Source organism: Pseudogulbenkiania subflava DSM 22618, from assembly GCF_900177275.1.
GTDB classification, from domain to species: domain Bacteria; phylum Pseudomonadota; class Gammaproteobacteria; order Burkholderiales; family Chromobacteriaceae; genus Pseudogulbenkiania; species Pseudogulbenkiania subflava.
In genome coordinates this window covers 29,361-42,213 of the sequence record NZ_FXAG01000009.1, presented here as the reverse complement: position 1 = coordinate 42,213, position 12,853 = coordinate 29,361, and the positions used below count along the sequence as shown (strand labels likewise).

Sequence of the window (12,853 nt, the reverse complement as noted above, 5' to 3'; positions counted from 1 at the left end):
TACCGACAGGGTGCGAGGCGCAGGATTGTGCGCTGAAACTGACATTTAGCCTGATCAGGCTGCAAGTGCTCACCGGTTTAATTGGTGGTGCTCCACTCTTCTCTGTTCATATTTTTCCTCCGTCATAGAAACAACCTTGAGTGGCGTTGAACCCACAAGGAGAGCCCGCTCGATATCTAGCCCCCCGCCAATTACTGCTAAATCCTCCTGTAGTTTAGAAAACTCCCCGCACCAGATCGTTTCAACATCACGGTCGCGAGCAGTGTCCCGATCAGCGGAGAAAGCAACAGCCCGAACTTGTAGTCGCTCGCCTTCAGTGTTTCCACCGATTTCAACCCCATAGCCAGGCAGCGAAGGCTTCTGCAGCACAATGCGGCCCTTCTCTGCCCAAGCACCGGCCATGCCTTCGTGGACCGAATATCCAAGTTTCGCGAGTCCTTCGAGAAGAACACGCCTGCGAGCCTCAGCGGCGGCGGCTATGTGTGCGGCAGTAAGCGCTTCTTTTGCTGCTTTTAGCCGGTCCGACAATGCTGTTATATCGCGCGCACCCAGCGCCGCTTCGAGCTGAGTGCCCATTTCCTGACAGATAGCCTCCTCGCGCACGGAAAGTTCTGCTACAAGCCCCCTAGCCTCCTCAATGAGCATCATCTCTGCCTTAGCCTCGCACACCGCCGTCGCGAGATCGAGCACCAGGCTATCGAGCCGCAGGTTGCGCGTTGGCATATCTACTACTTCCTCGACTGCTTCCAGCCGCTTGGAAAACACCGCTGCAGCGGGAAGCAACCCGGCGAGTTCGAGCTCTGCTAACTGTCGGTAGATACGATCGATACGAGAGTCGAGCGGTGCCGCATTCGCGGCTTTCCAAGCGTCAAAAGTTGTCACCTCACCCGGTTCATTGAGCCGCGCTGCAAGTGCACGTTGGACGTCGGTGAGCATCACTTCATTTTTCTCTGGGGTGAGCGCTCGCAACGCCTCGGAAAGGCACACCTCCATATCGGTAACCTCCCCTTGTCCACTACGCACCGCTTCGAGCCGGGCAAGAAGCGGCTCATTCTCGGTTCGCCCTTTTTCCTTGAGGGCCTTGATGAGCACCACCGCGTTTTCTCGTAAACGCAGTCGGTTGGCCTTTCTCTCGGCGGCGGCTTGGATTGCCACCTCTTGCAAGCGCTCGGTCTCGGACTTCAGATATGCCACTTCGCTCGCTACTTGTTGCCCCAGCTCCATAAACTTGTCGTCGGCTAGCAACGTCTGGAACTTGGTCCGGTGTGCAGTGGTTTTCGCAATCGTTGCGCCTACCTCAACGCCTGCCATTGCTACCGCCCGTTGCCATGCCTCGATACAGCGGTCAAGTTCCGCTAGTTGTCGCTGGCCTATGGCGATGCGTTCTTCCCGCGTGACGATACGAACAACCTTCGGGCCACTCATTGGACAACCTCCATCTGTAATGCCTTTTCGATCGCCTGCAGCAGGCGCAAGCGCTCCGCATCACCACTGCCATACCATGCCTGCGAGGAAACACGGTGAATCATGGGCACAGCGCGGCGCAGTACGTTAGGGCGCCACACCTCCCGGGCCCGGGCACGGCCGAGCAGGTCATGGCGCGGCGCATCGCACTCAATGCCGATCGCAAACAACCCCGTCTGTGGATGCTCCACCGCAAAATCGAGGCCAAACACATCATTCTCAACGCTCTCGCTCACGGTAAAGCCGAGTGAACGGACATATGCTGAAACCGCTTCGGTAAAACCGTCGCCTACCCTCTCAGCTGTATGCCCGCGGCCACCGTCGCAGCTCACAGTCCAACGCTGTAGCAGCGATCGTGAGAGGCCGAGTTGCCCTGTTGAAACGGCGCGAGCATAGGCCATGTATCCCTGCAGGTAGTCACGCGGAGTAGCAGGTGGGCGATGAGTCGAGAGCAAATCGGAGATGTCGTCGATCGGCATCGAGGTGACCATTACAACCTTCTGCCGAGAGCGGGTCACCGCGACATTGAGGCGGCGCTCACCGCCTTTCTGGCCGAGTACGCCGAAGCTGCGTAGGAAGGAGCCTTGGCGATTGCGGCCGAAGGTTGAAGAAAACACAATCACATCGCGTTCATCGCCCTGTACGTTTTCCACGTTCTTGACGAACACGCCCATATCTTCGCCGTCTTCGACCCGCTCGCACTCCAACCGATATGCTTCGCGGAACGCCTCGTCCAGTTCAGCCCGTGCTTCCAGACGCTCTTCAATCAGATCCGCCTGCTTGCGGTTAAAAGTCACCACTCCGACCGAGGGCCATGTGTCTCGTGGTTTACGCCAGATATCGGAGAGAATGTCGACCACACGTTCGGCTTCATCGAGATTGGTCTGCTCGTGGTAAGTGCCTCCCACTTCGACCAGTTCGATTGGTTTCACCGCCTGCACGGTCGACTCGGGATGACGCACCGGTACGTGCAGGTGGTTGCCATAGAAGGCGGAATTCGAATAGCCAATCAACTCGCGATAGGCCGATCGGTAGTGAATTGCAAGACGGGAAGCGGGCAGACACCCGCGCGCGAGCTGTAACAGGTCCGGGCAGTCCTTGATCTCGCGCCGGTTCCAGGTTTCATCAAATGCTTCTTGCTCCTCTTCACTTGCATCTTCGTCCGGTTCCACACCATCGAAGACCTGACCTTCATCACTTTCGACACGGCCCGAGAAAAATGCAGTTGGCGGCATCTGCTTCTCATCGCCGCTGACCACGCACACGCCAGCCCGAAACAGCGACGGCAGAGCGTATTCCACGGGCATCTGAGACGCCTCGTCATAGATCACCGTATCGAAAAGCTGTGCTTTGAGAGGCAGTACACGGCTTGCCACATCCGGGTTCATCAACCAGACTGGTCGCAGCTTCATGAGCCCCAGGCTAGTGCCTCGATCGATGAATTCACGCAGTCGCCGAGCTCGTTGACCGGTGAGCCGTGTGATGTCTTCCCACTCCCGCAGCGGCCGGATCTGCGCGAGATCATAATCCTCTCGCAGGAGCTGCCGGTTAAGCTCACGCATCTCGCGGTCAAGCTGAGCAAGCATAGCTACCTTGCTCTCAAGATCCTCTCGGTCATGTTCAAGATCCGGGGAAGCCTGCTCCATGACTCGTTTCCAGCCGAGACGGGCTTCGCGGTTAAGGATGCGGCGCATCTCTCCTTCGAGCTCCGTTGGGTGGATGAGTCGCAGCAGCTCCTCCTTGCCGCGCAGCACCGCAAAGGCGGCCAGCTCTTGCTCGGAGAGCCGCTCGGCACGGCCACGAAATTGCTGGTAAGCAGCGAGCGTGGGGAGTGCCGACTCGATCGGAGCGATCCTCGCCAGGTTGGGTTCATTGTCATTAATCGCGTAGTCGCAGCCAACAAACCATTCAGGCATGGTCCATCCCTCAAGCCGGGCGAGTGCTTGACGGCTCGCCGTCCTCGCTGCGTGCCGGGCGAATGCCGCATCGTACTCGGCAAAATGAGAGAGGAAGGCTGAGTGCGTCGCACTTTTGGCAACGGCGTCCACCCGGTCGGGCCAAGGGGCTTTGGCGAGCAAAGAGGCAAGCTCGGCGACTTGGTGCAATAACTCATAGCTTGCCGTTGCATCCTTAAGCAACGCCGGCCCCGCATCAGAAGCAATCGCAGGCAGTTGCAATGCTTGGTGCAACTCCCCGAGTGCCTTACGCAGCGGACGCCACTGCCTTTCAAGTTCCAGTACACGCTTCAGACGCGCTACATGAGGTGCATCTGGGATCGCGCCCTGCTCGATAAGAAAGACATTCACCAGACGCCGGCGCAAGTGCCGTTTGAAATTCAGATGGTCAATCCACCGCAGTGGCGCGCAGGTCTCAACCGTATATGCATAGAGAGTGTCCAGTGCAGCGGGCTCGAGAGCGCTGGCCGCCACCGACAGTTTCTCTGAGAAATCTGCCTCATTGCAGGTAGTGAGCGTCTCGCGCAAAGTCGCGAGCTGCTTGAGGTAATCAAGTCCCTTGGGCATCTCGCCCGCAGCTTCCCGGAACAGTGGCAACCATTTGGCGAGCAACAAACGTGTCGCATCAGGCAGAGCAAGGAATTTATCCCCATAGGTCGTGAGCCAAGCACGGTGTGGAGCAGGATCGTCGACCTCGAAAGGCGCTGGTTGAGTAAGCAGCACATCGGCACGAGTCACTTCTGCCATTCGAAATGTGTCGAACGCTTCATGGAAGTCGGCAAGCGTGGCCGGATCAGGAGTAAACGCCTGCAAAATGGAGAGCGCACTTCCTTCGTAGCATGCTGGCAGCCAGTAGCGAGCAAGTGGCGCGCACGCCTCTTCAAGCGCTGCAAGTGCCCCAGTCGTGAGGCGACTCAGAAGTGGGCGAAGCGCCGGCACATCAATCGGTCCCGTCGGTGACTCAAGACAGATCAGCTCGCCCAGCAGAGCCCGATAGCTAATCCCAACATGCTCATCGATTTGGTGTAGGGCCTCGTGGTGACGATCCAGGATCCCTTCAAGAGCCTCAATTCGCGCCGCTATCTCATCACGCTTTCGTCGAATTGGTGCCGCAGCATCATGGGAACGTCGCACCAGTTCCTCGATCTGCTCTCGAACGGCCCGGATTACTGGGTTTCGATCGCGGTTCACATCATTCACCATGATGATACGATTGCCGAGGCCTTCGGCCACCAGACGCTTGTAGACCACCTCTAGCGCAGCATGCTTCTGGCAAACAATGAGCATGCTACGGCGACGTCCGATTGCATCCCCCACCATATTGACGATAGTCTGGCTCTTACCGGTACCAGGCGGCCCCTCGATAAGTCGTCCGGGTACGTCCCGTGCGAGTAACACCGCCTCCTCCTGAGAGGGGTCACTGTGCACGGTAAAATAGCGGTCGATCTCGCGCACTGGCATTGCTGGCTTCGCTACATCATTCGTCGTGTTATTGAGCCTCAGTGCGGTTTCGAGCCCTGTGCCATTCGGTCGCAGCTGCTGTAGATTACGTAGATCTTCACCGATCGCCTGACCTATGAAAGTAAGGTGAAACAGTACCGCACTAGACACAAGGGCTGACGACTGTGGCGTGAGTTCAGTCTTTGCGCCAGGCAATGACTCCAAGGTGCGCAATCGGGGTACTGCGAGTGCCCCAAGTGCATCAATCACGTCAGCGGCACGCAACGCCGACCGCCCGAGCAGCTCATCCACCACTTGACGCCACTGTTTTGCCTGTTCGGCACCAACCAAGCCCTCCAGCGCAGGATTGAGACGCACCTCTTCGCGGTCGTTATCAAAGGCAAGTGATACGGCGCCGCGCGTCCCCACCTCTACGTGCATACGAACTGGCCATAAAAGTAACGGCGCGATGCGCGTACGGGAGGTTGAGCGCGCGTCACGTAACAGCAGGAAAGGGAAACCAAGATAGAGGCCATCGATGCCAGTGTCGCGCTTATAGAGCGCAGTCTGCCTGTGCAGACTCTGAAGACGTTGCTCGACCGTGCTTGCAGGGTTGGTGAGCCACGCTGGATCTAGTGCCAAGGCTCGCTCATTTCGTAGCAGCAGGTGATCGAGCAGTGCTGCTGGATCAAGCCGCGGGGTGCCGAGCTCCGACAGGTCGACGCGCGGGGTAGTCTTACCGATGGTCATCCGCACCAGCGGCCCGCGCATCACCGAGGTGGTGATCTTCTTTTCGAAGAAACCGAGTATCTGTGAAAGGTACTGCTGCTTTTGTGGCTCCTGCCAGTTTTCGGAAGGCACTGATACCAGCACGAGCGCCTGTGCAAGCGGTAACCGCCGTTCGAGCCGGAAACGGTCGCCCCAGCCGTCAACTGTCTCAACTCCACAGCGAGCAAACCCCTCGATACGTTCAGCCACCAGCTGCAGTACTTCGCCGCGCGGCCAGCGGGTCATCTCGCTTACTAACTCTCGCTCGAAAGTTTGCACGCCTACTTCATTAGCAAGCTTCTGTGCCTCGTCGACGATCCCCTCACACGAGCGGAAAAGGCCGATAGTGGCGCTGAGCACCACGATCAGATCCTCTTCACTCACGGTGCGGCGCTCCATCAAGCTTAAAAGTCCATGGTGGTGGCTGTCAGGAAACAACCGGCGTCGCTCTTCCCACTCAGCAGCGAGTTTCGCTCGTGAAGTGCCAAGTAAATTAATTCGCAGCAAGTCCTCATCAAGTTCGATCCCGAGGTTGTGCGCACGTGCACGTACCACCGTTTCACGTGCTTTGAGCCTGGTTAACCAGCGCTCTGTACCAAGACGCTCCAGTAGGTCTGGCACCGCCCCACTGATGAGCTCATAGCCTTCAAGGGGATGGTCGAGCAGCCACTTCGGCGTCACGATGTCCCCCTCGAAAATGAGTGGCATGTCCGCGTTGAGGATCTTGAGCGCGAGCATCAGCCGGAACCCTTCGTCCAGCCCTTCATGGCTACTGATCTGCCTCAGGCTGGCAAGAGTCTGCGCCGATAGCCCTGTCTCCTGAGCCCAACTGGTGATCACACCGCGTAGTAACTGCTCGCGCGCCTCACCCCAGTTCGCGGGCTCTGCGGCGGCGAGCGCGTAGCTCGCCGCCGTCCGGTAAGAAACGCCAGCGAGCACGATTGCCGGGCCTTGGGCGCTCGCCGCCATATCGCTTGCGCGTGGAGGAGCCTCAGGCGACTGTCCATCGAGCCACTGCTGAACCTGTACCCATTGCCAGCGCCGGTGCCGGTCGCGTGCAAGCAGCCCTCGCAGGAGAAGTTCAATTTCGGGGGCAAGGCCATCAGGAATGGGCACGCCGTTGGCCAGCACATGGATTAGGAAGGCATGCTGGTTAATCCCTTCGAAGCAGGATCCGCCGGTGATCTGCTCGAGTAAGATCATGCCGAGGCTCCACCAATCGGAAGCCGCCGCCACGCCACCCGCGATCGCCTCTGGGGCCATGTAGCTGGTGATCTCTAGCGGTGAGACGATGTCTAGATCGAATTCCGATAGTCGCGCCGAACCGAATCCACCGATAACGAGGTCGAGGGGATCACGATTGCGTACCAGCAAGGTGCTCGGGCGCAGGTCACGGTGCCGCAACCCGACCTCGTTGAACGCATTGAGTGCTTTGCCAAGCTCGTAGACGATACGACGGATGGCCACCGAGTCGTGGGCAACAATGCCGAGGTCGGCAAGTGTTCCACCGGTGAGTTCCTCAGCCACTTCGTAGGCACGGTCGCTCCAGCGCCCAGTCGCGTAGATCTCCGGAACATGATCGAAAGCAAGTCGCCGGATTGCCTCGTAGACTTCAGGATCGGGTTCTGCGCCATGGTGATAGAGCGTGAGTACCGCACGGCGATCACCCTCCTCCTCTTCCGCGAGGAACCTGTCCCGGAAGCCAGTGCTTGCGCTGACCTGACGTAAAAGTCGCCATCCATTGATGACGGTTTCTGCCGCCAGAGCTTCCGGGATGTCTTCTGCAGCGGCGAGGGCGGCATCCGTAACAGCTGGATCTGCTCCGCAGGTGAGACAAATCAGGTCATCAGCATCCATCGGATGGCCGTTCATGCAGGCTGGTGACCCGACCGGCGCGGGCACCACCGGTATTGCAGGAGTAGCTTTTTCGGCAGTTACCACCACCGCTGGACGCCAACCCGGCGCACGCATCGGCACCTCGAGCAGGTTCCAATCGCAGCGGTGGCCGTCAACGGCTCCTTCGCAGAACAGTTCAGAAAGCGGGCGCTCGGTATGGCAATTCGGACAGAAACGGATCATGGTGCGGTATGGGGGAGTTCGGTGGTGGTGGCGCGGTGCCCCTCGGCGAAGAGCCAGGCTTGTAGCACCTGTAGATCTCCAGGTCGCGGAATGCCAGCAAGCCACGCTGTGCCATCATTGTCTATAAGTAGATCGAGCTGCCGATCTGCAGGCGTGAGCAACCGCTCGAAACTTGCAAAGCGTGCTGCGCCCCGTTCAGTTAGCAAGTTGAGACGCTGGTTGTCACTGCCGCGCAGTGGTTTGGTCTGTGAGGTATGTTGCTCAAAAGGATCAGAGACTAGCGCGTCAATGAGGCCGCCATCCCAACCATGCATTATCTGCAGTGCGTACTCGGCACTGTAGCCGGTGAAGACGAGCACATCTTTATCGAAAGTAGCGAGGGCAACCAGAAGTGCATGCAGCGCTGAAGGCTGATCAAACGGCTCCCCCCCGGAGATCGTTATCCCATCGCACTCAGTAAGCCACTGCGAGATCGATCTTACCAGCTGCTCCACCGTGGTCTCAGCCGGCTTTGCACGCCAAGTATCGACCGAGATGCAGCCAGGACAACGGATCGAGCAGCCCTGAAACCAGATCCCAACGCGCCGCCCAGGCCCTAGAGTGGTTACTGGGTAGTGCATCCGTGATAAGGCGATCTCCATCCTAAACAGTCACCAAGGTCAAGGTGCCCGCCTCAAGAGCGCTCACATGCAGGTTCGTACCCGGTTGAACGTCCTGGTCAAAAAGTGCTCTCGCAATCGGCTTCACCAGATGTGCTTCAATCTGGTTGCGGATGCCCCTCCCACCGTTGGCAAGATCCTTCAGGCACAGTGCATGGAGAGTGAGCCTCGCCCCATCGCTGAGTGAGATCGTATAGCCTTGTGACTGGAGGTCGGCAAACACCCCATTCACCATTTGGTGAAAAATCTGCTCGGCCACGTCCTCGCGGATGAAATCGAAGACGACCACGTTCTCGCCTATTCGGTTGAGGATCTCGGGTCGGTTGAGCTCTTCCTTGAAGTGCCGGGAGATTTCGGAAAGCAGTTGCGCCTGCACTGTTTCATAGGAATCAGACGCCGAAACGTTATGCACTCGCCGTCCCACCCCATCAGTACGGTAGATTCCGAGGTTGGACGTAAAGATTATCAAGGCTTCCGAGAAATACACCCGGTCACCTCGCCCCGAGGTGAGCACCCCATCGTCAAGAATCTGCAGAAACTTGTCGAGGATGCGTGGATGGGCTTTTTCAATTTCATCGAACAACACCACGCTGAACGGCTTTTCACGAATGGCGTTGGTGAGTTCCCCGCCGGCGTCATAGCCTACATACCCCGGAGGAGCGCCAATGAGACGTTGGTCGGCATGCTCCGCGCTGAATTCAGACATATCGAAGCGGATGTATGCACCCTCATCCCCGAAGAGTAGATGGGTAATCGTTTTCGCCAGTTCAGTTTTGCCTACGCCGGTAGGTCCCGCAAAGAAGGCTACACCACGCGGTCGATTGCCATTACGGTTGTTACCCACTCCTGTCATCGCCCGTTTGACGATGTCGAGCATGTGTGTGACAGCCTGCGGCTGTCCTTTCACCCGCTCATGCACAAATGTCTCAGCTTTACGAATCTTGTTACGATCTATGCGCCGCCATGGATCTTCAGTAACACCAACCTTATAGCGTCGAACCGCGTCTGATATCTGCGAAATAGGAACACCTTCGACCTTGGCAAGAACAGCAATCGCGTTCAAATCAAGGAGCAGCATGCCTTCGGTGCCTTCAACAAATATATCGATGGCGTTTTGATAAACCTCGGGTAACAGATCGGTGGCGGCAAGTGGCCGTAGTAATGCAGGTGCGAGAGCACGTCGGGCAAGCTGATCGGGCTTCGGTATCGGTATCGAACGAATCCGAGGGTTGTTCACCAGTAGCCAGTCAGGTAAATCACCCTCTTTTTCGACGATCCAGATGACTGTATTGAAATATGGTCGCCTCTGTGACCCTGCAGGGCGGCTACGAACCTGATGGGACAGGAGTAATGCACGTGTAAACATCTGGTGCTCGGCTGCACTGAGGTCAGGCGAGCGCACAGTAAGGCGAGAGGCGAAATCTACGACGAGAGCTATTGGCTCGCCTTGTCTATACACGAGGCGTTCAAGGGTCTCGGAGAATAGATCAAGCGCAGCGGCTGCTTGACCATTATTAGGGGTTAGGCCCAACTCTCGCAGCAAATTATCACTAGTAGAGGCATCCTCGCCCATACTCGGGATTGCCCTAAAACCCCCGATCGGATCGTAGAGAACGACTTCTTCATAGCCTACTCCGCGAAGAGTGTGAGCAAGCACATCATTGAGCGGTTGTGGCACCACCATTCCAGTCGCCACTTCATTTGCCTGCAGGTCACGAACATTACCCGATAAAGCAAATTGACTTTTGAGTGGCAGGAATCGCTGTAGATCGCGCAACCAACGCGGCTGTTCGTAAGATGACACGCCTTCCCTTCCCTACTCGAGTCGGCCGCCCATATGTGGACCTCTTGTGCCGACTGAACCTAGATGAAGGCATTCTAGATGAATATGACGTACCCGTTAAGCCACCTACATACTGATACCATCTAATTGTGTGACTTGCTGATCAGGAGCCGCCTGAGCCAGAAAGGCGGAGGGCACCGGGAAGCACAGCTTGCCGGTGCCCCCTGGGGCGAAAGATTAGGCATCTTAGTCGTTGATGAACTCTTCAAGGTACCTGCCGAATGCGGGGAACGTACCGGTTCCAGCGAACTGCTTCTCAAGCGAGGCTAAGTAGGCAGCCCCATACGGATTTTCAGCGGCAGCCTTCGCCTTCTTGAATTACTCGTATGCGCGATGGCTCCTATTGCAAGTTATTGTGACATTGCATTAATGCCAAATGGATCGACACCACCAGAGATAAGGCCGCCAAACGTTGTGAGTGCCACAGGAATTCCCATGGTGAAGAGGCTGCCCTTTTCCTCTTTACTCAAGAACCCTTGCGATGTTTACTTCATATTCTAGGTTTGCTTGGTACGTCTTAGGCATCAGATACTGCATCATGAAAATCATGCTCATGCACGATTTGGATTCGCTTGCCTTCTTTGCGCAGCTTCACTGCCTTCTCCACTTTTCGGCCATAGCATGCGTAGGCCCAACAGGGGTTACCTTCGGCACCAATCACCAGATAGTCCACTTTGGCTGAGACATCACTTGCCATCTCGCCGCCAAGTTTTTGTACAATTTCAGCAATTTCTGTGCGCTTGTAGCGGCTGGATGCGCCAGTAAAGCAGAATCTTGCCCCTTCAAAGGCAATCTCCGGGCACACCGCACACAGGCCTGTGACGCCCCCCTGCTCCGCTATCACGGGACTGACGATGGTCGTGTTATCCAAGAAACTGATGAACTCAGAAAAGAAGCTACGCAGAGTGGCCTGCTCCTCGGCATCAATTTTCTTATCTGCCATTACCGACACAACCAGGCTATCAACTTCATCGTATGGCCAACACGTTTTCAGGTGCTCATGATCCGCCAGCCAGGAGGACAAGCCCTGCAACTCTGCCTCGGTAACCACACCGTCCGCCAGAATAGCGCCCAGCAAAGCATGCAGGCGCTGTAGATCGGCTGTGACTTGATCGTAATACCCTGTTGAGGTCAGTTGTTGGCACAGCCAAAGGATGTCGTCACGCTCCTCTTCGGTCAGAACACCATCCGCTAAAGCAGCATGGACGACGGGCATCAGTTCGCTATAGGGATGGCGATTCTGCAACTCTTGGTGCTCTCTCACCCAGTCTTGCAAGAAACAGACTTCTCGCTCGTTGATTTCCTGGTCGATAGCGATCCCTTCCACGATGCCGATAAGGGAGTTGATTGACTTATCTAGTTGTGATCGCCCAGTGAAATGAAGGTAAGGCTTGTGATCCTGGAGCATGGCGTTCTCGCACTTGGTGTGACGTTTGAATATATCGTTAGCATGCGCCATTGAAATGATGTTGTCACTATGCTTGCACTGCTACCGGCCGCCTGCGGCGCGAACGTAAGCAACAGCGGTCATGGCCTTCCCCTGGGACCAGGGCAAGACACAGCACTAGGGGGCAGGCAGAGTGTTCTGAATATGCAAGTAAGGATGCCCCGCTCATCTCTACCTGCCGGTGGCATACGGGACAAGCACATCACAGCGGGAGCGCCAAACATGCCCATACACTCGTAATGCAATCCGTACGTCATTAAAAATCTGATAAATCAATTTATAGAAAATTTCTCGAAAATTCTCGAATTGGATGACTCTCCCCGATAACCATTGCAAAACTCCTACGCAATACCTCGCGCAACCACACGCCCAGCAAATAGCAATCCAAACTGTTTAGCCAGCTAAATTTTCGCACAGCCCTTCTCAGCGGGGTATGCAAGGCTACTGATTTACCTAGCTTGTTGCATTTGCCCTTCTTTGCATTAAATGTAGGGTGGCCGGAGCAGATGTGAGATTTTTTGACTTTTTCAGCCAGGACCCTTGATATATCAGTGTTCATGAGCTTTTATGTAATTTACCGAGCAATGGACCTCGAGTGGAGATGATCACTATGAGCGACTGCAAGACCCCTGATCAAGTTCGAGCCGAGTTCAAAGCAAGCGGTCTATCCATTACCGCTTGGGCCAAAGCCTATGGATACCCTGTCGCCTCGGTATACCAGGTATTGAAGGGTGACAAGCAGTGCTGCCGGGGCATAAGCCATGAGATTGCCGTTAAGCTGGGACTGAAAGAAGGCCGCCTTGGCGACGATTCCGAGGCACTGACGCGGAGGCTTATGGTTGACCAAAAAGCTGCTGATCTAGCAAGCGTCGGCGATTAACTACTCTATCGACTTGAGAGGAGGCGAATATGCAAATTTGTGCACGTTGATTAACTTCGCGAGCACGGAAAAGTAAAGCCCTCATGGTTTTCCCGAACCAGAGGGCTTTGTGGAGTGACTAGGTTTGTGGGCCAGTCACTTTCATTCTGGCTTTTCCGATAGGGACAGTCAAGGGCAATTTCGCCCGAGGCTGTCCCCGCTCGCCCTGGCAAAACTGGATGCTCATCCGGTGGAAAGTTGCAAAGGAAAAGCCATGAAATACCATCTGCCATTATGCGCGGCGAACTTGCTCGCCCCCGGGCGCCGCCCTTCTGTACC

The 12,853-nt window shown here is 56.4% G+C and carries 6 protein-coding genes; 1 reads left to right on the top strand and 5 read right to left on the bottom strand.

What is annotated here, in order from left to right; genetic code table 11:
- Positions 1-69: 69 nt before the first annotated feature.
- The 5 genes from B9N72_RS09840 to B9N72_RS09820 form a co-directional block, all read right to left on the bottom strand.
- Complete coding sequence (locus B9N72_RS09840; protein ID WP_085276228.1) at positions 70-1,425, bottom strand: hypothetical protein; 1,356 nt, start codon at positions 1,423-1,425, stop codon at positions 70-72.
- A complete protein-coding gene (locus B9N72_RS09835; protein WP_085276227.1) occupies positions 1,422-7,706 on the bottom strand; it encodes an AAA domain-containing protein in 6,285 nt (2,094 codons plus the stop codon). Before B9N72_RS09835 ends, B9N72_RS09840 begins: the two co-directional genes overlap by 4 nt.
- Entirely contained in the window at positions 7,703-8,326 is a 624-nt protein-coding gene (locus B9N72_RS09830; protein ID WP_234985943.1) for a 4Fe-4S cluster-binding domain-containing protein, read from the bottom strand. Before B9N72_RS09830 ends, B9N72_RS09835 begins: the two co-directional genes overlap by 4 nt.
- Positions 8,327-8,348: 22 nt before the next feature.
- Positions 8,349-10,169: an AAA family ATPase gene (locus B9N72_RS09825; protein ID WP_200810932.1), complete on the bottom strand. Its 1,821-nt coding sequence runs from the start codon at positions 10,167-10,169 to the stop codon at positions 8,349-8,351.
- 556 nt (positions 10,170-10,725) lie between these two features.
- Complete coding sequence (locus B9N72_RS09820; protein ID WP_085276224.1) at positions 10,726-11,616, bottom strand: BRCT domain-containing protein; 891 nt, start codon at positions 11,614-11,616, stop codon at positions 10,726-10,728.
- A 649-nt stretch (positions 11,617-12,265) separates the two neighbouring features.
- Here B9N72_RS09820 and B9N72_RS09815 point away from each other — a divergent pair.
- Positions 12,266-12,535: a DNA-binding protein gene (locus B9N72_RS09815; protein ID WP_085276223.1), complete on the top strand. Its 270-nt coding sequence runs from the start codon at positions 12,266-12,268 to the stop codon at positions 12,533-12,535.
- Positions 12,536-12,853 lie beyond the last annotated feature (318 nt).

Bases quoted from the DNA above. Each gene is read 5' to 3' on its own strand.
- B9N72_RS09815 (WP_085276223.1), top strand. From the start codon at position 12,266: ATGAGCGACTGCAAGACCCCTGATCAAGTTCGAGCCGAGTTCAAAGCA.
- B9N72_RS09840 (WP_085276228.1), bottom strand. From the start codon at position 1,425: ATGAGTGGCCCGAAGGTTGTTCGTATCGTCACGCGGGAAGAACGCATC.
- B9N72_RS09830 (WP_234985943.1), bottom strand. From the start codon at position 8,326: ATGCACTACCCAGTAACCACTCTAGGGCCTGGGCGGCGCGTTGGGATC.
- B9N72_RS09820 (WP_085276224.1), bottom strand. From the start codon at position 11,616: ATGCTCCAGGATCACAAGCCTTACCTTCATTTCACTGGGCGATCACAA.
- B9N72_RS09835 (WP_085276227.1), bottom strand. From the start codon at position 7,706: ATGATCCGTTTCTGTCCGAATTGCCATACCGAGCGCCCGCTTTCTGAA.